This window comes from Ancylobacter sp. GW821-FHT10E12, assembly GCF_058809335.1.
The window spans coordinates 82,730-102,865 of record NZ_JBXASN010000001.1; the positions used below are offsets into that span (position 1 = coordinate 82,730).

A 20,136-nucleotide genomic window follows, 5' to 3' on the forward strand; every position below is an offset into this window, starting at 1 on the left:
TGGTAGGACGAAGCAAGCAGCGGGGCCGGATGGCCGCGCCCGGCGGAACCAAGGAGAATTGGCGGACGATGAGCGATGCAGCCGGATCCGTGCGTGCCGGGGGCGCCCGCGCTCCCTCCTTTGCCGGGGCTCTTGCCGGACTTGGCGAACGCCATGCGCGTCTCCTGCTGGTGCTGCTGTTCTTCGCCTGTACGCTGCCGGGCTTCTTCACCCTGCCGGTGATCGACCGCGACGAGGCGCGATTCGCGCAGGCCTCGCGGCAGATGGTGGAGAGCGGCGACTATGTCACGCCGCGCCTGCACGACGAGACGCGCTTCAAGAAGCCGATCGGCATCTACTGGCTGCAGACGGCGGCGGTGAAATTGACCGGGATGGGCCCGCAGGCGCCGATCTGGGCCTATCGGCTGCCCTCGCTGCTGGCCGCGCTCATCGCCGTGCTGCTGACCCATGCGATCGGCCTCAGGCTGTTCAATCCCCGCGCCGCCTTCGTCGGAGCGGCGCTGCTCACCGCCTCCATCATCCTCGGCACCGAGGCGCGGGTCGCCAAGACCGATGCGACGCTGCTCGCCTTCGCGGTGACAGGCCAATATGTGCTGGCACGCCTCTACACCACGCCGGCGGGCGAGCGGGTTTCGATAGGCTGGACGCTGCTGTTCTGGGGCGCCATGGGCGGCGGCATCCTGATCAAGGGACCGATCGTGCCGATGCTGGCCGGATTCACCGTCGCCGGCCTCGTCATCTGGCAGCGTCGGGCCGGCTGGCTGAAGCCGCTGCGGCCGCTGATCGGCATTCCGCTCATGCTCGCGGTGGTGCTCCCCTGGCTGATCGCCATCGCGCTCAATTCCGGCATGGACTTCTTCCACGAGGCGATCGGCAACGACCTGCTGGGTAAGGTGGCGACCGGGCAGGAATCGCATGGCGCGCCGCCGGGCGCGCATCTGCTCGCCTTCTTCGTGATCTTCTGGCCCGGCGCGGCGCTGGCGGCGATCGCGGCGCCATGGGTGTGGTCGAGCCGGGCCGAGCCGGCGGTGCGCTTCTGCCTGTGCTGGATCGTGCCGTTCTGGATCGTGTTCGAGATCACCGCGACCAAGCTGCCGCACTACACGCTGCCGGCCTATCCGGCGATCGCGCTGCTCGCCGGCGCGGCGCTCGCCTCCGGCCGGCTGACGCCTCCGGCGACCTGGGCGCGGCTGCTGGCGGCCGGCGCCGCGGTGGGCGGCATCCTGGCCGGCTTCGGCCTCGTCGCCGCGCTCTACGCCTTGTCCCGATTGCTGCCGGTGGAGGCGCTGCTGCTGGCGGCGCTGGCCGCCGTCATCGGCGTCGTCGCCGTGCGGCGGGCGCTCGGGGCGACGCTTGAGGCCACCTATCCGCTGCTCGTCGCCCAGGCCGTGGTGCTCTACGGGCTCGGCTTCGGCGTGGCGGCGCCGCGTATCGAGGCGCTGTGGGTGTCGCCGCAGCTCGCCCGGTCGATCGCCGCCCACACGCCGTGCCCGAATCCTGAGATCATGGTGTCGGGATTCACCGAGGCGAGCACGCTGTTCATGCTCGGCACCGACATCCGCTACGGCACCGGCGCCGCCGCCGCCGACTTCCTCGACGGTTCGTCGTGCCGGGTGGCGGCCGTCACCAATCGCCAGCGCGCGGGTTTCGAGGCGCGCGAGAGCGAGATCGGACGGCGGGCGACCTTGATCGATACGGTGTCCGGCTTCAATCTGGGCAATGGCAGCTGGATGACGCTGCAGATCCTGGCCGCCCCGGCGGTCGGCGGAGCGAAGGGATCGTGAGCATGATGTCACTATCCATCACGCCGTGGCTCGTGATCGGGTTCATCGGTCAGGCGCTGTTCACCGGGCGGTTTCTGGTGCAATGGATCGCCAGCGAACGGGCCCGGCGCAGCGTGGTGCCGATGGCGTTCTGGGTGCTGTCCATCGTCGGCGGGCTCACGCTGCTCGCCTATGCGATCTATCGGGAAGACCCGGTATTCATCTTCGGCCAGGCCTCGGGGCTGCTCATCTATGCCCGCAATATCTATTTCGTGGCACGCGAGCGCTTGAACAGCTCGCCGGTCGTCGTGCCGGCCCCGCTGAAGTCCGAGGGCCAGCCGGACCCCGCCGCCTGAGCCGGCGCGGAGCTGGGGATTTCCCCCTCGTCGGTCGCGCGTTTCCGTCACGCTTTCATCAGCCTTTCATGGGGCTGCCCTTCACTCGCCGCTCAGGGATGCGCGGATGCGGAGGGGGCGGATGCGATCGGCAAGGGCGGCTGCGGTGCGGGTGGGGGCGTTCTGCGCCGATAACAAGGTCATAGCGTGCGGTCTCGCGACCCTCGCGCTGTCGGCGCTGTTCGCGCTGATTCCATGGATCGACCTTGCCGTTACCCGCATCTTCTATGTTCCGGGCGTCGGGTTCCCGCTCGCGCATGTCGGCACGCTGCAGGACCTCCGCATGGTGGGCAGCAACATTCCGGTGGCGATGGCCATCGTGCTGCTGGTCGCGCTGGTGCTGAAGCTCGTCTATCCCCGGCTTCCCTGCCTGTTCCCGCCGCGCTTCACGCTCTATTTCGTCAGCCTCTATCTGCTCGGCCCGGTGCTGCTGGTGAACGGGGTGCTGAAGAGCTTCTGGGGTCGGCCGCGGCCGGTAAAGGTCGAGGAGTTCGGTGGTTCCGTCCCCTTCGTCGAGGCGTGGTCCTTCGGGGAGCATATGTTCACCCACCGCTCCTTCGTCTCCGGCGAGGCGGCGACCGTGGCGTGCCTGCTGCCGCTGGCACTGTTCGTGCCGCGCCCGTGGCGCGGGCAGGTGGCGGTGCTGATCGGCGCCGGCGTTGCGCTGGTCTCGCTCAACCGGGTGGCGTTCGGCGGCCATTTCCTGTCCGACGTCGCCATCTCGATCGCGCTGGTGCTGACCCTCGCGGCGGCGTTGCGGCAGATCTTCTATGTGAGCCACCCCCATCTCTTCGCCAATGAGCGCATCGAGGCGAATCTGACGCGGGCGGGCCTGCGGTCGCGGGAGAACCTGCGCGAGGCCGGCGCCGCCGTGGTCGCCGCTCTGGATTCGGCGATGCGCGGCGTGGCGCGGGCCGGAATTCAGACGGTGGCGCTGTCGGCCTCGGCCTTGCTGGTCGAGAAGATCGCCGCCGGCCTCAGCGGAATGGCGGCGCCGCTGTCCTCGGCGATCGGCGGCACGATCGTGCGGCGCCTCAGCCACGTCACGCCGAACAGGTCGTAGATGCCGACCAGGGCGCGGCCGAAATTGGTGTATTTCGACGCGCCGGCGACACGCGGCCGATCGCCGACCGGCTCATAGGCCACCTCGTGCCCGTAGCTGAGGAACAGCGCCGGCAGGTAGCGGTGCATGCTGGAGAAATAGGGCAGGCGCAAGAACGCCTCGCGCCAATAGACCTTGATGCCGCAGCCGGTATCCGGGCAGTCGTCCTGCAGGAGATAGGCGCGCAGCCGATTGGCGAATACCGAGGCGAAGCGGCGCGAGCCGGTGGCGAGCCGACGGGCGCGCAGGCCGCCGACCAGGGCCGGCCCCTTGGCGCCGGGCGGGGCGAGGCGGGCGAGCAGGGCCGGTATGTCGGCAGGATCGTTCTGGCCGTCGCCATCCATGGTGGCGACGACCGGGAAGCCGGCGGCTGCAATGCCGGTGCGCAGCCCGGCGCTCTGGCCGCCGCGGCGGCTGTGACGGAGATAGCGCAGCCGCGGGTGCACCGCCATGAGCGCCCTGATTTCGGCGCGGGTGCCGTCATCGCTGCAATCGTCGACCACCACGACCTCGCCCAAGATGTCATCGGGCAGAACGTGGAAGGTTTCCGTAACGAGACGGCCGATGTTACCGGCTTCGTTATAGGCGGGGATCACGACTGAGACGCGCATCGTATCGGGTTCTCGATCATTTCGCCGATACTGTCCGGCTTCGGTGAAATTGCGATGAAAACGACAAACGGAGTCAAAAGAGCGACGGCAAGCACATGCCGAATGATGTCAGATTGACGACTGTTCTATCACAAACGCTACCTCACGGAGGAGGATTATAGCCGCAGACGAGAATGTTGCAATGCAGCGTGAGGCCCGATCGACACACCGCCATATGGTGCGGCGCCGAAGCCACAGCGTGGGGCGGGAATGGCACCCTCCTCTCGGGTACAGGACGCCGATGGGGCAGGTGGAATGCGGCGGAACCGGCGCTCCAACATCGTGTCCTGCCCCGGCCGATCGCGGGCTTTAACCCCTTGCTCGATGGAAGGTTGCCGCCTCGATGACCGCTTGTCGGTGTCGCCCGGTCTGTCGTGGAACGGGGGTTGATCGTCCGCTTCCTCGGCGGCGAGCAGGATGCTGGCCGGCCCGCGTTCACCCTGTCTCATGATTGCGTACCGGCATATGCCTGCTCGCCTTGCGTGCGTTCGCCGGCCCGGCCTAGATAGGTCCGGTAAATCGACGGGGTGGTTGCATGTTCTCGCGCTTCGACTGGCAGGCCGCGCTGACGCGCGGCTCTCTCGTTCTCACGCTGCTCTCGGCGCTGACCGCGCCGGTGCTCGCGGCTCCCTGTGGCAATGACGGCGCCGGCTTCCCGGCCTGGCTGAGCGATTTCCGCAAGGTCGCGGCGGCGCAGGGCATCTCCCCCCGCACGCTCGCCGCCCTCGACGGCGTGCAATACGACACCGGCGTCATCCGGCTCGACCGCAACCAGAAGCACTTCGCGGTCAGCTTCGAGCAGTTCGCCGCCGGTCGGGTGACGGCCGGGCGGATCTCGCAGGGCAAGGCCAAGCTCAAGCAATATGCCGACGTGCTCGCCCGCATCGAGCGCCAGTTCGGCGTGCCAGCACCGGTGCTGGTCGCGATCTGGGGGCTGGAGACCGATTACGGCGCCAATCTGGGCAAGAAACCGGTGTTCCCGTCGCTGGCGACGCTGGCCTATGACTGCCGCCGCTCGGATTTCTTCACCGGCCAGCTGCTCGACGCGCTACGCATCGCCCAGCGCGGCGATCTCTCCGTCGGCGAGATGCGGGGCGCCTGGGCCGGCGAGCTCGGCCAGACGCAGTTCATGCCGACCTCCTATATGCGCTTCGCGGTGGATTTCGACGGCAACGGCCATGCCGACCTCATCCGAAGCCCCGCCGACGTGCTCGCCTCCACCGCGAACTACCTGCGCGGCTATGGCTGGAGCGGCATGTCGTGGGAGAACGGCGCCAATGCCGGCGCGCTGGCCGGCTGGAACCGGGCCTCGGTCTACCAGAAGACCATCGCCCTCTTCGCCAGCAAGATCGCCGACTGATCCTGGACGGCCGGGTCCGCGGCGGCCCGGAATCGAGGTCGGCATGCGCGGCGGCGCGATCGGTGCCGAGGGGCGGGCACGCGACGATCTCTTCGCGCCGGAGCGACGGCTACAGTGCTTCGCGGATCGTCTGCATCAGCATGGCGGCAAAACGCTTGACGGTGGGCGAGGGGGATTCGGCGAGACAGGCGCGCAGGCTCACCCTGCCGAGCGTCGGCAGGCCGGGATGGCTCAGGGCAACCAGGCCCTTGGGCAGGTCGAGGGTGGTGCGGACGGTTATGCCCAGCCCGGCGGAGGTCGCCGCCCACAATCCCGCGAGACTCGAGCTGGTAAAGGTGACGCGCCAGCCCCGGCCGATGTCCTCGAGCTGAGCGAGGCCATGGGCGCGGAACAGGCAGGGCTCGCCCATGACGACCAGCGGGATGGCGCCCTCATCCGGCGGCGCCGAACCGTCCGGGCCTATCCACACGATCGGCAATTCGGAGACGAACTCCCCGGGCGCCTCGGCCGCAGGTGAATTGCGATCCCAGACCAGCGCGATGTCGAGCCGCCCGCCGGCGATGTCGTGCATGAGCGCCGAGTTGCGGTCGACCCGCGCCTCCATCGCCACGCCGGGGTGCGAACGGCTGAAGCGCCCCAGCATCTTCGGGAGCCAGTTCTCGGCAAGATCGGGCGGGATGCCGAGCCGAACCTCGCCGGCCTCATCCCGAGGCGAGAGCGCCTCCAGCGCCTCGTCGTTCAGGTCGAGCAGGCGCTCGGCATAGACGAAGAAGGTGTGCCCGCTCTCGCTGAGGCCGAGGCCCCGTCCCTCGCGGTGGAAAAGGCGCACGCCGAGCTGCTGCTCCAGCCGGCGCATCTGAAGGCTGACGGCCGACTGGGTGCGTCCCACGCGCTCGGCCGCGCGGGAGAAGCTGCCGAGCCGCACGCCGGTGACGAAGGTCCGCAGCAGGGCCATGTCGAGATTGCCCCGCGCGGGGAGGTGGGTGTCGGCGGCGAGGCGCGGAATCATTGTCGAGCTGCTGTCCGAATTCATCGTCTCATTAATTTTATAAAATTGTTGGCGCGCAGAATCAATTTGCCAAATTCCCGTCGCCTAATATTCTTGTAAATCGATAGACAATTAGGTGCATCGCGGCGCTTGGAGGTTCCATGTTTTTGCTCAACTCATTCAAGTGGACGGCACTTGCGCCAGCCGCATTTCTCGCCGCCGCCCTGGCGACGTCGGCCTCCGCCGACGGCTGGAAGCCCGAAAAGCGGGTGGAGATCGTTCTCGGCACCGCGGCCGGCGAGGGCGGGCTCGACCGCAATGCCCGGCTGATCCGCGAATGGCTGGTGCGGGACGGCACGATCCCCGATACCAGCATCGTCGTGAACAAGCCGGGCGGAGGCCATGCGCTGGCGCTGAACTATACGGCGAGCCAGGTCGGATCCGGCGAGACCATCCAGCTCGTCAACACGCCGCTGATCACCAACAACATCCTCGGCCGCAGCCCGATCACCTACAAGGACTTCACGCCGATCGCGCTGCTCTATGACGAAACGGTGGTCTTCACGGTGCCGGCCAAGTCCAGCATCAAGACGGCGCAGGACCTCATCGACCGGCTGAAGAAGGACCCGTCCTCGGTGGTGTTCTCCACCGCCACCGGCCTCGGGACCGTGCAGCACATCGCCACGCTCGCGCTCGCCAAGAGTGTCGGGGTCGACATCAAGGGCGGCAAGCTCAAGACGGTCAATTTCTCGAACGGCAATGCCGAAGCCATCACCGCCGCCCTCGGCGGGCGCATCGACGTCGTCGTCTCCTCGCCGCAGCCGGTGCTGTCCTTCGTGCAGTCCGGCGACCTGCGTCCCATCGCCGTGTCCAGCACCGAACGCGCGGGCGGCTTCCTTGCCGACGTGCCCACCTGGAAAGAGCTGGGCGTCGATTCCGTCATCTATGCCTGGCGCGCCATCGTCGCACCGAAGGGCCTGACCGCCGAGCAGGTGAAATTCTGGGACGACACCTTCGGCACGCTGGTCAAAACCAAGGAGTGGGATGACGAGGTGAAGAAGAGCGACCTCAACCCGCGCTATCTGAACAGCGTCGACACGGCGACGTTCTTCGAGAACGAGTCGAAGCGCTATTCCGACATCTACAGCGGGCTCGGCCTCAATGTCGTACAGCAATAGCCCGGTGGATGCGGGGGCGCTGTCGGTGCCCCTGTTCCGCAGGCTCGGCGCACAGGCCCGGATCAGTCTGGTCCTGTCCGCCGTAACGGCCGTCTTCGCCGTCGGCTACATGCACGCGACGAGCGGGCTGCGTACGCCGCAACTCGTCGACCCGGTCGGGCCGAAGGCGTTTCCCTATCTGCTCGGCGCCGCGCTGCTGCTCTGCGCCGTCGGCCTGCTGGTCGAAGGCCTGGTGCTGTTCCGCGACGAGGCGGCGGTCGCGGGCGCCGGCTTCGACGTCCGCGATCTGCGCTACCGCATCGCCGCCGGGATCATGGGCTGGACGCTGGTCTATTTCGTCGCCTTCGACCGGCTCGGCTACATCCTCGCGACCGCGCTGTTCCTGGCCGGCCTGATCTACGTTTTCGACGGGCGCCGGCTTTGGTCGGCGCTTCTCATCCCGCCGGCCTTCGCGGTCGGCTCATTCTTCCTCTTCAACGACCTGCTCGACGTGCTCCTGCCGGTCGGGAAGATTTTCGGATAGCGCCATGGACGGCACCAGCCTGTTTCTCGACGGCTTCCTGGTCGCGGTGCAGCCGGCGAACCTGATCTACATCGTCATCGGCTGCTTCCTCGGCACGATCGTCGGCATCCTGCCGGGCCTCGGGCCGTCCGCCGGCATGGCGCTCCTGATCCCGATCGTGTTCGGAATGGACCCGGCAAGCGCGCTGATGATGATCGCGGCCATCTATTACGGCGCGATGTATGGCGGCTCGGCCACATCGATCCTGCTCAACACGCCGGGCGAGGCCTCGTCGGTGATGACGACGCTGGACGGCTACCAGATGGCGCGGAACGGGCGCGCCGGGGCCGCCCTTGCCGTCTCGGCCATCGGCTCCTTCATCGCCGGCACCGTCGGCATCGTGCTGCTGAGCGTCTTGTCGCGTCCGCTGGCCCAGTTCGCCCTGCAGTTCGGCCCGCCGGAATATTTCACGCTGATGGTGTTCTCCATGCTGTCCGCGGCGTCGCTTGGCGGACGCACGGTCGCTCGCGGCCTGCTGTCGATGCTGCTGGGTCTGGTCATCGCGACCATCGGCATCGACCTGCAGAGCGGCATGCCGCGCTTCACCGGCGGCTTCCCGCAGCTGCTGGACGGCGTCGACTTCATCCTGGCCGCCGTCGGCCTGTTCGCGCTGTCGGAAGTGTTCATCAGCCTCGAGGACCATTTCCGCAATCCGGCGCAGCTCGTCGGCATCAAGGGCCGGCTATGGCTGACCCGCGAGGAATGGCGGCGCTCCATCTTCCCGATCCTGCGCGGCACCGCGATCGGCTTCGCCAAGGGCGTCCTGCCGGGCGGCGGGGCGACGGTCTCGACCATGCTGTCCTACAGCCTCGAGCGCGCGCTCTCGAAGGACAAGGCGAAGTTCGGCACCGGGATGATCGAGGGCGTCGCCGGGCCGGAAGCCGCCAACAACGCCTCCTCTGCCGGCTCGATGGTGCCGCTGCTGGCCCTCGGCCTGCCGGGCTCGGGCGCGACCGCCGTCCTGCTCGGCGCCTTCGTCATTCTCGGCATCCAGCCCGGCCCGCTGCTGATCAACCAGCACCCGGAGCTGTTCTGGAGCCTCGTGAACAGCATGTATATCGGCAACGTGGTGCTGTTCGTGATGAACCTGCCGCTGATCTTCCTCTTCGTGCAGCTGTTGCGGATACCGACCGGCATCCTGTTCCCGCTCGTCATCGCCATCGCCTCGATCGGCGTGTTCGCGGTCAACAGCAGCGTGTTCGACCTCTACGTCGTGTTCGGCTTCGGGGTGCTCGGCTATGCTTTCCGCAAGCTCGACATCCCGACGGCGCCGATGGTGCTCGCCCTCGTGCTGGGCGGCATGATGGAGCAGTCCTTCCGCCAGTCGATGACCATATCCGGCGGCGATCTGGGAATCTTCGTCTCAAGCTGGCTCGCCATCCTGTTCCTTGTGCTGAGCGTGCTGGCGCTGGTCGGCGCCATCGTGGTTCCCGCGCTGCTGAAGGTTCGCGGCGGGCGGCTGTTCGGCGAGGAGGCCGCCGATGTTTGAGCCGCTGCGCCTGCATCCGCTGGCCCGGCCGGGCGTGGCGCTGGCGCGGGCGCGCCGGCTCTCGGCCGGCTTCGCCGAGACCGCCGCGCGTTACGACGCGACCGGCGAGGTGCCGGTGGAGAACTTTGCCGCCCTGCATGCCGAAGGGCTGACCGGGCTCACCGCCGCCTCGGCCCATGGCGGCGCCGGGGTGGGGCTCACCGAAGCGGCGGAGGTGATCCGTACCCTCGCCGAGGGCGATCCCTCCACCGCGCTGGTCCTGTTCATGCAGTATCTCAACCTCGCCACCCTGCCGCAGGGGCGCTGGGATCCGGTATTGCTCGCGGAGGTGCTGGGCAGCTCGGTGCGCACCGGCGGGCTGATCAACTCGCTGCGCGTCGAGCCGGAACTCGGCTCGCCGACGCGCGGCGGCCTGCCGGCGACCATCGCCCGGCGCACCGTCTCGGGCTGGGCGATCAGTGGGCGGAAGATCTATTCGACCGGCTCCTCGGTGCTCGGCTGGATGATCGTCTGGGCACGTACCGACGAGGCGGAGACGCGGGTCGGCCGCTTCGCGGTGCCGGCGGCGAGCGCCGGCATCGTCATCGAGCCGACCTGGAACGCGCTCGGCATGCGGGCCAGCGGCAGCCATGACGTGGTGTTCGACGAGGTCGCCGTCCCGAGGCGATACGCGGCCGATCTGCGCCGGCCGGAGGACTGGACCGGCAAGGAGCCGCTGCAGGCGGTCTGGCATGGCGTGCTGCTCGGCGCGGTGTATGACGGCATCGCCCGCGCGGCGCGCGACTGGGTGATCGGCTTCCTGCGCGGGCGCGTGCCGACCGCTCTCGGCGCGCCGCTCGCCAGCCTTCCGCGCGTGCAGGAGGAGGTCGGGCGGATCGAGAAGCTCCTGCAGGTCAACGCCGCGCTGACGTTGCGGTTTGCCCGCGACGTCGACGAGGGCCGCGTGCCGACGCCGGAGCAGGCCGGGCTGGTCAAGCTCACCGTCACCGAGAATGCCATTGCCGCGGTCGACATCGCACTGCGGCTGTCCGCCAACCACGGCATAAGCCGCAACAACCCACTCGAGCGCCACCATCGCAACGTCCTGTGTGGGCGTATCCACACGCCGCAGGAAGACGCCGCGCTCATCGCCGCCGGCAGGTCCGCACTGACCGCCGCGCCCGGCCCAACCCCTTCGGAGACACTGTCATGAGCGTCGAGCTGATCGGCTATATCGGCCACTTCAATTCGTCCGAGATCACCCGCCGCACCGGCCCCGCGGTCGACATCGACCATATCGAGGCGGTGGCCAAGGCGCATGAATATGTCGGCTTCGACCGCGCGCTCGTCGCCTTCAACTCGAACTCGGCCGAGAGCATCCTCATCGGCCAGCACGTCGCGAGCGTCACCGAGCGGCTGAAGCTGATGATCGCCCACCGGCCCGGCTTCACCGCACCGACGCTGGCGGCGCGACAGCTCGCCACGCTCGACCAGTTTTCGCGCGGGCGCATCGTCACCCACATCATCACCGGCGGCAATGATGCCGAGCTGGCGCAGGACGGCGATCACCTCACCAAGGACGAGCGCTACGCCCGCACCGGCGAATATATCGACATCCTGCGCCGCGAATGGACCGGCACCGAACCTTTCGATTACGACGGCCGCTACTACAAGGTCCGCGCCGGTTTCGGCGACGTGAAGCCGGTGAGGCCGGAAGGCATCCCGATCTTCTTCGGCGGCGCTTCCCCGGCGGCGATCGAAATCGCCGGGCGCCATGCCGACGTCTATGCGCTCTATGGCGAGACGCTGGAGCAGGTCGCCGAGCTGATCGGCCGGGTGCGCGCCGCCGCGGCGCCGCATGGCCGCTCGCCGTCCTTCAGCGTGTCGATCCGTGCCGTCATCGCCGATACCGAGGAGAAGGCCTGGGCCAAGGCCGACGACATCCTCGCGCGTGCGACCGCGCTGCGGAACGGCGGCGGCGACCATAAGTCGCCGCACAATATCCGCCAGAAGCGCAAGACCGGCGACGTGCCTCCCAACGAAGGTTCGCGGCGCCTGCTGGAAGCGGCTGCCAGGGGGCCGAGGCTCGACAAGCGCTTGTGGACCGGCATCGCCGCTCTCACCGCCGCTCAGGGCAACACCACCGCGCTGGTCGGCACCCCGGACCAGGTCGCCGACGCGCTGCTCGATTATTACGACCTCGGCGTCAGCCGCTTCCTGATCCGTGGCTTCGACCCGATCGTCGATGCCATTCAATACGGCCGCGAGCTGCTGCCGCGAATCCGCGCGCTGGTGGCCGAGCGCGACGCTGCCGTGTCGGTCGCCGCCGAATGATGCCCGTCCCTTCAGCCAGCCCGGAGCACGCCCCATGAGCCTCGATGTCAGCAGCCTCGATGTCAGCAACCTTGATGTCGGCAACCTCGAATTCATCGGCTATGTCGGCCATTTCAGCAATTCGGAAGCGCTGCGTCGCACCGGCCCGGCACTCGACATCCCCTATATCGAGGCGGTGGCCAAGGCGCAGGACTATGTCGGCTTCGACCGCGTGCTGGTCGCCTTCCACTCGACCTCGGCCGAGAGCATCCTCATCGGCCAGCACGTGGCGAGCGTCACCGAGCGGGTGAAGCTGATGATCGCCCATCGCACCGGCTTCACGGCGCCGACGCTGGCGGCGCGACAGCTCGCCACGCTCGACCAGTTCTCCGGCGGCCGGGTGGCGGTGCACATCATCACCGGCGGCAACGACGTCGAGCTGGCGCAGGACGGCGACCATCTCACCAAGGACGAGCGCTATGCGCGTACCGACGAATATATCGAGGTGCTGCGGCGCGAATGGACGAGCCCGGCGCCCTTCGATTTCGACGGCCGCTACTACAAGGTCCGCGCCGGCTTCGGCGACGTGAGGCCGGTGAACCCGGCGGGCATCCCGGTGTTCTTCGGCGGCGCCTCGCCGGCGGCGCTCGCCGTCGCCGGCCGTCACGCCGATGTCTATGCGCTTTGGGGCGAGACCTATGAGCAGGTCGCCGATCTGGTCGGCCGGGTGCGGGCGGCGGCGGCCGTGCATGGGCGCAGGCCGGAATTCAGCCTGTCGCTGCGCCCGGTGCTCGCCGACACCGAGGAGAAGGCCTGGGCCAAGGCCGACGACATCCTCGCCCGCGCCAAGGCGCTGCGGTCGGGCGGCGGCGACGGGCGGGCGCCGAACAATGCCCGCAAGGCTCGCGACCCCGATGTCGCGCCGCCGAACGAAGGTTCGCGCCGCCTGCTCGAAGCTGCGGCCAAGGGCCCCCGTCTCGACAAGTGCCTGTGGACCGGGATTGCCGCGCTCACCGGCGCCAGCGGCAATTCGACCGGCCTTGTCGGCACGCCGGATCAGGTGGCCGACGCGCTGGCCGACTATGCCGCGCTCGGCATCAGCAAGTTCCTGATCCGCGGCTTCGATCCGCTGGTCGATGCCATCCAGTATGGCCGCGAATTGCTGCCGCGGGCGCGCGAGGTGATCGCCGAGCGCCGCAAGATCTCCGTCTCCGCTGCTTCCGCCGTCGCTGCCGCGTGATTTTCAGGGATAGATCCCGTGAAGCTGTACTATTCGCCTACCTCACCTTATGCCCGCAAGGTCGCCACCGTCGCCATCGAGACCGGCCATGACGCGATCATCCAGCGTATCGGTACCGCGCCGCATCCGATCGACCGCGATGCGCGCGTGGTCGCCTGCAACCCGCTCGGCAAAGTACCCACCCTGCTCACCGATGACGGGCTGACGCTGTTCGACAGCCGGGTGATCGCCGAATATCTCGACGCCCATACGCGCCGGCGCCGGGTGTTCCCCACCGACGGCGCGGCGCGCTGGACCGCGTTGACCCAGCAGTCGCTGGGCGACGGATTGCTCGATGCCGCGCTGCTGGTTCGCTACGAGCAGACCGCGCGTCCCGTCGAGCGTCGCTGGGCGCTCTGGCAGGAGCGGCAGTTCGACAAGGTCGGCTCGGCGTTGGCGCGGATCGAGGAATGGTCGGCGACGCTGTCGCCGGACCTCACCATCGGCACCATCACGCTTGCCTGCGCGCTCGGCTATCTCGACCTGCGCTTTCCCGACTACGATTGGCGCGGCGCCTATCCGGGCGCGAGGGACTGGTTTGCGGCAATCTCGGCGCATCCCAGCCTTGAGGCGACCCGCGCGCCGGAACCGCAGGCCGCGTGACCCCGATCCAGGCAGGGAAGCAGACGATGAACGACCATCCGCACGACCATCCGCATCCCCATGATCACGGTCCTTCCCACGGCCATGCTTCCGCCGAGGAGCGCTGGAAGCATGACGGGGTTCGGGTGATCAAGGGGGACCGGCTGGATGCCAATACGGCGCAGACGCCCGGCATGTTCCGGCAGGCGGCGATCAACCATGCCCGCGTCGGGGCGCAGAAGATCTGGGCCGGGACGGTGACGATCCAGCCGGACGCCAGGACCGGGGTGCACCATCACGGCGCGCTGGAGAGCGTGATCTATGTGGTGCGCGGCAAGGCGCGCATGCGGTGGGGCGAGCGGCTGGAATATGTGGCGGAGGCCGAGGCGGGCGACTTCATCTTCGTGCCGCCCTATGTGCCGCACCAGGAGATCAACGCGGATGCGGAGCAGCCGCTGGAATGCGTGCTGGTGCGCTCCGACAACGAGGCGGTGGTGGTGAACCTCGCCGATATCGAGCCGGTGGAGAAGCCGGAGGCGGTCTATTGGGTCGACCCGATCCACAAGGCGCCGGGTTGAGGGGCGCCTGCGGGTGACGACCTGACCATTCCGCGGACGCGCCGACCGCAGCTGTAGATTTTCGATCCGCCCGTGCCGACGGGCCCTGGATTCGTGGCCAGGATTGCCGGCCGTCCCGAGCGAGGGATGACCGCTCGGGAGGTCGGGCGAAAAGAGTTCGATCAATAATATATTAAATCGATAGAATTTATTGACATTAGACGATTTCGAGCCACGATAGCGGCATGCTTCGAACTGGGAAGCTGTCGCCGGGGATATCGCCCGGTGCTCCCTGAGGCTTTCATCCCATCGGAATTCCATCATGTCGCATCGCTTTTCCTGGACATCCGGCCGCCTCCTGCTGGCAGCTGCCGCCGCTTCCTTCGTCGCGCTCGCCGCGTTCCCCGCCCGCGCGGAGACCCCGCCACAGGTGATCCGGCTCGCCGGGCAGGGCAATGCCGCGGGCAAGCCCTATGGTTCGGCGGTGATCGGCGTCGTGCGCGCCAAGGAATATCTCGAGAAGGAATTCGCCAAGGACGGCGTGAAGATCGAGTGGCAGTTCCCGCGCGGCACCGGCCCGGCGATCAACGAGGCGCTGGCGAACGATCAGGCCGATTTCGCCAATTACGGCGGGCTGCCCAACATCGTGGGGCGCGGCGCCGGCCTGAAGACCAAGGTGCTGGCCTCCTACGGCACCAACCCCTCCTATCTCGTGGCGCGCCCCGACCGGGGCGTCGAGAAGATCGCCGATCTGAAGGGCAAGAAGATCGCGGTCTCGCGCGGCACGATCAACGAACTGGCGCTCAACCGGGTCCTCGCCCAGGGCGGCCTGACCGAGAAGGACGTCACCATCTTCGACCTGCAATCGGCCGACCAGGTCGCCGCCGTCACCACCGGCGACGTCGATGCGGTGCTCGGAGGCAACAATCTCCTGCCGCTGGTCGAGAAGGGCACGGTGAAGACGGTCTATTCCACCAAGGGCAGCCCGGCGCCCGGCAGCCTGTTCGGCTCCTTCATCGTCACCGAGGCGTTCGCCGGCAAATATCCCGAGACGACCAAGCGGGTGGTGAAGGCCTTCGTCGAAGCCGCCGCTTTCGCCTCCGACGAGAAGAACCGCGACGCCGTGCTCGATATCTGGGCGCTGACCGGCGTTCCGCGCGACGCGCTCAGCAAGGATTTCGCCGGCGACAAGCTTGCCGACCGGCTGAGCCCGCTGCTGGACGACTTCTACAGGACCAACATCACCAACGGCGTGACTTTCGCGCTCGAGAACAAGCTCATCAAGACGACGTTCGACGTCAATCAGTGGGTCGACCCGACCTATCTGAACGCCGCGATCAAGGAGCTTGGGGTGGAGAAGGTCTGGACGGCGCGCAATGCCAAGGGCGAGCCGCAGAGCTGACCGCATCGGCGGGGGCGCGCACGGAGCACAGCCGGACGCGCCTCCGCCTGCCAGGAAGACAACAATGCCGGACGTATTCCATGTCTCACGCCTTGCCGCGCCGAAGGTCGGCTGATCGAACCGCGCCGCTCGAACTCGAAGCGGATGTGCTTGTGCTCGGCGGCGGGCCGGCGGGTGCATGGGCCGCCGTGACCGCCGCCGAGCGGGGGCGGCGGGTGGTTCTGGCCGACAAGGGCTATTTCGGCACCAGCGGCGCCACGGCGCCGTCGAATACCGGCACATGGTGCGTGCCGCCGGGCGAGGCGCGCGCCGCACAGGTCGAGCGCCGCGCCGCCCGCGCCTTCGGGCTCGCCGACCCGCATGTCATGCTGCGCATGCTCGACACCGCCTATGAGGCGCTGCGCGCGCTCGGGGAGGACGGTTATCCCTTTCCCCGGCAATCCGATGGCCAGCTCTATATCGCCAATCTGCGCGGCCCCGATTACATGCGCTACATGCGCCGCCTCGCGCTGAAGCGCGGCGTCACCGTGCTCGACCATCATCCGGCGCTGGAGCTGCTGGACGGCGGCGACGGCATTGCCGGGGCTGCCGGCTGGGACCGGCAGAATGACCGGCCGTGGCAGGTGAGCGCAGGCGCCGTCGTGCTGGCGACCGGCGGCTGCGCCTTCGGCGAGCGCATGCTCGGCGCGACCGGCCTCACCGGCGACGGCTATCTCATGGCGGCGGAGGCGGGCGCCAGCCTGTCGGGCATGGAGTTCTGCAACCAGTACGGCGTCGCCCCCGCCGGCACCTCGCTCAACAAGGGCCTGATCTATCGCTGGGCCAGCTTCTTCGATGCCGACGGCCATCCGCTCGACATGACCGCTGGCGACCGGCATATCGCGGTGGCACAGGGCCTCTTGCGCGGCCCGGTTTTCGCCAGCCTCGACAAGGCCGGCCCGGAAATCCAGGACTGGTTGCGACGCGGGCAACCCAATTGCTTCCTGCCCTTCGACCGCATCGGCCTCGACCCGTTCACCCAGCGCTTCGAGGTGACGCTGCGCTGCGAGGGCACCGTGCGCGGGGTCGGCGGCATCCGCCTCGCCGACGAGAGCGGCTGGACCGGCGTGCCGGGGCTCTACGCCGCCGGCGACGCCGCGAGCCGCGAGGACATGACCGGCGCGATCTCGGGCGGCGGCGGACCGAATGCCTCCTGGGCCATCGCCTCCGGTCGCTGGGCCGGCACCGCCGCGGCGCGTTTCGCCGGCAGCTCGCACCGGCGCGAGGGACGCGCATTGCGCCGCCTGGGCGGCATCGGCCTTGTCGCCGGCAGCGCCGGTGTCGAGGCCGATGCGAGCGCGGATGTGGTGGCGGCGGTGCGTGACGAGATGCTTTCCATCGATCGCAGCTTCTTCCGCTCCGGTCCCAGACTGACGCGCAGCCTGGTCCGCCTCGACGGGCTGTGGCGCGATGCGCGCTCCCGTCTGGCCGGGGAGGGCGGGGCGGCGATCCGTACGCGTGAGGCCGGGGCATTGTTGGCCACCTCGCGCTGGGCGCTGGCCAGCGCCTTTTTCCGCAACGAGAGCCGGGGACTGCACCGGCGCAGCGACGCGCCCGGCCTCGATCCGGCCTTCGGCCACCGCATCAGGACTTCGGGGCTCGACGCGATCGATGTGGGGTTCGACCGTGCCGTCGGGACGGCCGAGACGCAGCAGGTGGCGCTGCCATGATCGAAGTGGTTTCCGAGGAGCGCTGCATCGCCTGTGATATCTGCGTGAAGGCCTGTCCGGCAAATGTGTTCGACGGCGGGCCGGGTCGGGTGCCCGTCATCGCCCGCCAGCAGGACTGCCAGACCTGCTTCCTGTGCGAGATCTACTGCCCGGTCGACGCCCTGTTCGTCGCCCCGAACGCCGAGGCCCCGACCGGCATCGGCGAGGCGGAGGTCGCCGCGCGCGGCCTGTTCGGCAGCTATGCCCGCGCACTCGGCTGGCGGCGCGGCAAGGCTGCCGGCGCCGACAACGACCCCACCTTCCAATTGCGTGCCTTTCTTTAGGCCGCGCCGCTCGTCGGAGGAGACCGTCCATGTCCGATATCGGAATCCAGCGTTCGCAGGGACTGACGCCGAGCCTCGCCGGTTGGGATGCGTCCCGTGTCGTCAACCGCGCCTGGCAGCGAAGCGGGCGCTTCGCCGGGACGGTCCTGCTCGGCCTGTCGCTGCCGGCGACCCTCATTCTCATCTGGTCCATCGCCGTCCGTCAGGAATGGCTGGCTCCGCAGATCCTGCCGGCGCCCGGCCTTGTCTGGCAGACGGGGATCGATCTCCTCGCCTCAGGCCAGCTGGCGCATGAGCTCGGCGTCAGCCTCGTCCGGGTCGCTGTCGGCGTGCTGCTCGGCGCCCTTGCCGGTCTCGCGGTGGGAGTCGCCTTCGGCCTGTCGCGCACGCTGGAAGTCTATGCCGCCCCGACCGTGCGGGCTTTTTTCCTCGTGCCCTCGCTCGGCTGGCTGCCCTTCTTCATGCTGATATTCGGCATCGGCGAGACGCTGAAGATCGTGCTGATCGCCAAGACCGCCTTCCTGCCGCTGATGGTCGGCGTGTTCGAGGCGATCCGGTCCCTGCCCGCCAAATATGACGACGTGGCCCGGACGCTGGAGCTCAATCGCCGTGCCCGGCTGAGCTATATCGTGCTGCCCTCGGTGTTGCCGGCCATCGCCACCGGCTTCCGCCTGTCGCTGAGCAAGGGGTGGAAGGCCCTCATCCTCGTGGAGATGCTCGCCTCGGCGGCGGGCATCGGCTACCTCATGATGTGGGGTCGCAAGTCGTTCCAGCTCGATGTGGTTTTCGCCACCATGATTGTCATCGGCCTCGTCGGCTGGGCGCTCGATCATGGTCTGCTCAAGCTGCAGAACCGGACCACGCGCTGGTCCTTTGACAGCGCGTGGTGAGACCGTGAGTTCCCCCGCTCCCGCTTCCACCCGCTCGACATTCAGCCGCTTCGGTCTCGTCTGGCGCGGCGCGCTCCTGCCCATCGGGCTGGTCGCCCTCTGGGCGGCGGTCAGCGCCGCCGGCCTCGTCAATGCCGAGCTCCTCAGCCCGCCGCTGGTGGTGCTCAGGACCGCGGTGGAGGATTACGCCTCCGGCGCGGTGCCAATGGCGCTGGCGGCGACGCTCACGCGCGCTCTGGCCGGCGCCGCCATCGGCATAACGGCGGGCTTTCTCGTCGGCACGCTGCTCGGCCTGTCCGGCATCGCCCGCCGCATCGGCGATCCGACCATCAACAGCGCCCGCCAGATCGCGCTCTTCGCCTGGATCCCGCTGCTCAGCGCTTGGTTCGGCAATGGCGAGGCGATGAAGATCACGCTGATCGCGCTCGGCGCCTTCTTTCCCATGGTGCTGGCGGCGGAGGCGGGCTGCTACAACGTGCCGGTTCCCTATCGCGAAATCGGGCGGGTGCTCGAGCTCGACCGGCTGACCACCATCCGTCGCATCATCCTTCCGGCCGCCACGCCGGCGCTTCTGGCGGGGCTGGAACTGTCGCTCAACATCGCTTGGCTCGGTACTTTCGGCGCCGAGTACCTGATCGGCACCGGCTATATCAACGGCATGGGCGACGGGCTCGGCGCCTATCTCGCCGTCGCGCGCGAATATGCGCGGATGGACCAGGTCATTGTCGGCATCGTCTCGCTGGCGCTGGTCGGGCTGGCGCTCGACCGCACCGTCGTGCTGCTTTCAAGGAGGGTCCTGCCATGGTCCAGACACTAGAGGCGCCGCGCGCGGCTGACGCCGCCGAGCCGCATCGCAGCGACATCGACATTCGGAACGTCTCCAAGAGTTTCGCGGTCGATGGCGGCACGGTGCAGGCCCTGCAGGACGTGTCGCTCGTCGTGCGTCCGGGTGAGTTCGTCAGCCTGGTGGGGCCGAGCGGCTGCGGCAAGTCGACCTTGCTGCGCCTCATCGCCGGGCTCGACACGCCCGACATCGGCACCGTGGCGGTCGACGGACAGCACGTGGTGAAGCCCAGCCTCAGCCGCGGCATCGTCTTCCAGGACCATCGCCTGCTCCCCTGGCTGAGCGTCGAGGCGAATGTGCTGCTCAGCCTCAACAGCGTACCGGGTGCCGAGCCGGAGAAGCGCGCCCGCGTAGCGGAGCTCCTTCGCCTTGTCGGTCTCGCCGGCTTCGAGAAGGCGCTTCCGCACCAGCTGTCCGGCGGCATGTCGCAGCGCGCCGCCATCGCCCGCGCGCTCGCACCGCGTCCGCGCCTCCTCCTGCTCGACGAGCCGCTCGGCGCGCTCGACTCGCTGACGCGGGGCTATCTTCAGGAGGAGCTGCTGCGGCTCTGGGAGCATGAGGGCATCGCCATGGTGATGGTGACGCATGATGTCGAGGAGGCGGTGTTCCTTTCCGACCGCGTCGTGGTCATGGATCCGCGTCCGGGCCGCGTGCGGCAGATCTTCGATATCGCGGGTGCGCGGCCGCGCCCGCGAGCCGACCGCTCCTTTGTCGAGGTGAAGCAGGACATTCTCGATCTGCTCACCCGCCACAAGCATGCAGCCTAGCCTG

General features: G+C 68.4%; 19 protein-coding genes and 1 pseudogene. 18 read left to right on the forward strand and 2 right to left on the reverse strand.

The genetic code is table 11. The annotated features are described in order from the left end of the window. The first annotated feature begins 68 nt into the window (after nt 1–68). The 3 genes and pseudogenes from AC1RU4_RS00410 to AC1RU4_RS00420 all read left to right on the forward strand — a co-directional run. Complete coding sequence (locus AC1RU4_RS00410) at nt 69–1,784, forward strand: ArnT family glycosyltransferase (RefSeq protein WP_492889004.1); 1,716 nt, start codon at nt 69–71, stop codon at nt 1,782–1,784. Nucleotides 1,785–1,786: 2 nt separating this feature from the next. After that, nucleotides 1,787–2,119, forward strand: a complete 333-nt coding sequence (locus AC1RU4_RS00415) for a lipid-A-disaccharide synthase N-terminal domain-containing protein (RefSeq protein WP_492889005.1) — start codon at nt 1,787–1,789, stop codon at nt 2,117–2,119. A 349-nt stretch (nt 2,120–2,468) separates the two neighbouring features. Beyond that, nucleotides 2,469–2,915 (forward strand): annotated as a pseudogene (locus AC1RU4_RS00420) (phosphatase PAP2 family protein); the annotation flags it as partial. Between the two features lie 164 nt (nt 2,916–3,079). Here AC1RU4_RS00420 and AC1RU4_RS00425 read toward each other — a convergent pair. Further along, nucleotides 3,080–3,871, reverse strand: coding sequence for a glycosyltransferase family 2 protein (locus AC1RU4_RS00425; RefSeq protein WP_492889006.1), 792 nt, complete (start codon nt 3,869–3,871; stop codon nt 3,080–3,082). 574 nt (nt 3,872–4,445) lie between these two features. On the opposite strand from AC1RU4_RS00425, the gene AC1RU4_RS00430 reads away from it, so the two are divergent. Continuing rightward, nucleotides 4,446–5,270 (forward strand): lytic murein transglycosylase, encoded by an 825-nt coding sequence (locus tag AC1RU4_RS00430; protein WP_492889007.1) that lies wholly within the window; start codon nt 4,446–4,448, stop codon nt 5,268–5,270. 109 nt (nt 5,271–5,379) lie between these two features. Here the strand turns inward: AC1RU4_RS00430 and AC1RU4_RS00435 are convergent, their stop codons facing one another. Continuing rightward, nucleotides 5,380–6,279 (reverse strand): LysR substrate-binding domain-containing protein, encoded by a 900-nt coding sequence (locus AC1RU4_RS00435; protein ID WP_492889008.1) that lies wholly within the window; start codon nt 6,277–6,279, stop codon nt 5,380–5,382. A gap of 140 nt (nt 6,280–6,419) precedes the next feature. Here AC1RU4_RS00435 and AC1RU4_RS00440 point away from each other — a divergent pair, with 140 nt between their 5' ends. From AC1RU4_RS00440 to AC1RU4_RS00505, 14 genes are all read left to right on the forward strand, one after another. Beyond that, nucleotides 6,420–7,436, forward strand: a complete 1,017-nt coding sequence (locus tag AC1RU4_RS00440) for a tripartite tricarboxylate transporter substrate binding protein (RefSeq protein ID WP_492889009.1) — start codon at nt 6,420–6,422, stop codon at nt 7,434–7,436. After that, nucleotides 7,420–7,959, forward strand: coding sequence for a tripartite tricarboxylate transporter TctB family protein (locus tag AC1RU4_RS00445; RefSeq protein ID WP_492889010.1), 540 nt, complete (start codon nt 7,420–7,422; stop codon nt 7,957–7,959). The genes AC1RU4_RS00440 and AC1RU4_RS00445 overlap by 17 nt, the downstream gene beginning before the upstream one ends. Before the next feature lie 4 nt (nt 7,960–7,963). Continuing rightward, a complete protein-coding gene (locus AC1RU4_RS00450; RefSeq protein WP_492889011.1) occupies nt 7,964–9,487 on the forward strand; it encodes a tripartite tricarboxylate transporter permease in 1,524 nt (507 codons plus the stop codon). Continuing rightward, the gene (locus tag AC1RU4_RS00455) at nt 9,480–10,679 is read left to right on the forward strand and encodes an acyl-CoA dehydrogenase family protein (protein ID WP_492889012.1); all 1,200 of its coding nucleotides are present in this window, start codon (nt 9,480–9,482) and stop codon (nt 10,677–10,679) included. Before AC1RU4_RS00450 ends, AC1RU4_RS00455 begins: the two co-directional genes overlap by 8 nt. After that, the gene (locus AC1RU4_RS00460; RefSeq protein WP_492889013.1) at nt 10,676–11,800 is read left to right on the forward strand and encodes an LLM class flavin-dependent oxidoreductase; all 1,125 of its coding nucleotides are present in this window, start codon (nt 10,676–10,678) and stop codon (nt 11,798–11,800) included. Before AC1RU4_RS00455 ends, AC1RU4_RS00460 begins: the two co-directional genes overlap by 4 nt. A 34-nt stretch (nt 11,801–11,834) precedes the next feature. Further along, the gene (locus tag AC1RU4_RS00465; protein ID WP_492889014.1) at nt 11,835–13,019 is read left to right on the forward strand and encodes an LLM class flavin-dependent oxidoreductase; all 1,185 of its coding nucleotides are present in this window, start codon (nt 11,835–11,837) and stop codon (nt 13,017–13,019) included. 18 nt (nt 13,020–13,037) lie between these two features. Further along, nucleotides 13,038–13,661 carry a glutathione S-transferase gene (locus AC1RU4_RS00470; RefSeq protein ID WP_492889015.1) on the forward strand — a complete coding sequence of 208 codons (624 nt, stop codon included), beginning with the start codon at nt 13,038–13,040 and terminating at the stop codon, nt 13,659–13,661. Nucleotides 13,662–13,687: 26 nt separating this feature from the next. Further along, nucleotides 13,688–14,218 carry a cupin domain-containing protein gene (locus AC1RU4_RS00475; protein ID WP_492889016.1) on the forward strand — a complete coding sequence of 177 codons (531 nt, stop codon included), beginning with the start codon at nt 13,688–13,690 and terminating at the stop codon, nt 14,216–14,218. Nucleotides 14,219–14,519: 301 nt separating this feature from the next. Then, the gene (locus tag AC1RU4_RS00480) at nt 14,520–15,599 is read left to right on the forward strand and encodes an ABC transporter substrate-binding protein (RefSeq protein ID WP_492889017.1); all 1,080 of its coding nucleotides are present in this window, start codon (nt 14,520–14,522) and stop codon (nt 15,597–15,599) included. 80 nt (nt 15,600–15,679) lie between these two features. After that, entirely contained in the window at nt 15,680–17,308 is a 1,629-nt protein-coding gene (locus AC1RU4_RS00485) for an FAD-dependent oxidoreductase (protein WP_492889018.1), read from the forward strand. After that, entirely contained in the window at nt 17,305–17,631 is a 327-nt protein-coding gene (locus AC1RU4_RS00490; protein WP_492889020.1) for a 4Fe-4S binding protein, read from the forward strand. Before AC1RU4_RS00485 ends, AC1RU4_RS00490 begins: the two co-directional genes overlap by 4 nt. A gap of 29 nt (nt 17,632–17,660) precedes the next feature. Next, nucleotides 17,661–18,521, forward strand: coding sequence for an ABC transporter permease (locus AC1RU4_RS00495; protein ID WP_492889021.1), 861 nt, complete (start codon nt 17,661–17,663; stop codon nt 18,519–18,521). Nucleotides 18,522–18,525: 4 nt separating this feature from the next. Beyond that, nucleotides 18,526–19,338, forward strand: coding sequence for an ABC transporter permease (locus AC1RU4_RS00500; RefSeq protein ID WP_492889022.1), 813 nt, complete (start codon nt 18,526–18,528; stop codon nt 19,336–19,338). Next, entirely contained in the window at nt 19,323–20,132 is an 810-nt protein-coding gene (locus AC1RU4_RS00505) for an ABC transporter ATP-binding protein (protein WP_492889023.1), read from the forward strand. The genes AC1RU4_RS00500 and AC1RU4_RS00505 overlap by 16 nt, the downstream gene beginning before the upstream one ends. Nucleotides 20,133–20,136 lie beyond the last annotated feature (4 nt).